This is a genomic window from Aminobacter sp. P4_D5, assembly GCF_056401815.1.
Window position 1 is genome coordinate 1 of sequence record NZ_JBFUIP010000792.1, and the last position, 677, is coordinate 677.

A 677-nucleotide genomic window follows, 5' to 3' on the forward strand; every position below is an offset into this window, starting at 1 on the left:
CTGCCCGAGGAGGGCGCGGCCGCGCTGGTGCTGAAGACGCACAGCCTCGCTCACGCGGCGAAGGCCCTGGGCACCGCGCCGGGGGCCACCGTGGCGGTGCCGGCCACGCGCGCGACGGGGGTTCTCTTGCGCTTCGTGCCGGAAGAGCAAGATTGACCTGCGTCCGGCGCGACAGCCATGTTGCGCCGCATTCATATCAGGAGTTTGGGCATGGATTTCTCCCGCCGCGCCGCGTTGATGACCTCGGCCGCCATCGCGGCCAGCGTCAATGCGCCCGAGCTCGCTCTGGCGCAGGAGACCCCGCGCCGCGGCGGCGTCATGACGGTGCATTTCGCCACCGAGCAGCGCATCCTGAACCCCAGCCTCCAGGCCTCGACAGGCGTGTACATCGTCGGCGGCAAGATCCAGGAGCCGCTGGTGGACCTGGACGCCGCGGGACAGCCGACTGCCTGCCTCGCGGAATCCTGGGAGACCTCGGCCGACGGCCTGACCATCACCTTCAAGCTGCGCCAGGGCGTSACSTGGCATGACGGCAAGCCCTTCACCTCGGCGGACGTGCAGTTCACCGCCATGGAGATGTGGAAGAAGATCCTCAACTACGGCACGGCGCTGCAGCTTTTCCTCGAGGCCGTCGAGACGCCGGATCCGCTGACGGCCGTGTTCAAGTATTCCAAGCC

The 677-nt window shown here is 68.3% G+C and carries 1 protein-coding gene; it reads left to right on the forward strand.

Features of this window, described 5'->3' with window-relative positions; genetic code table 11:
• Window positions 1–210 precede the first annotated feature (210 nt).
• Window positions 211–677: ABC transporter substrate-binding protein (locus AC1DWF_RS35035; protein WP_476843072.1), on the forward strand; the 467-nt coding region annotated here is incomplete at its 3' end.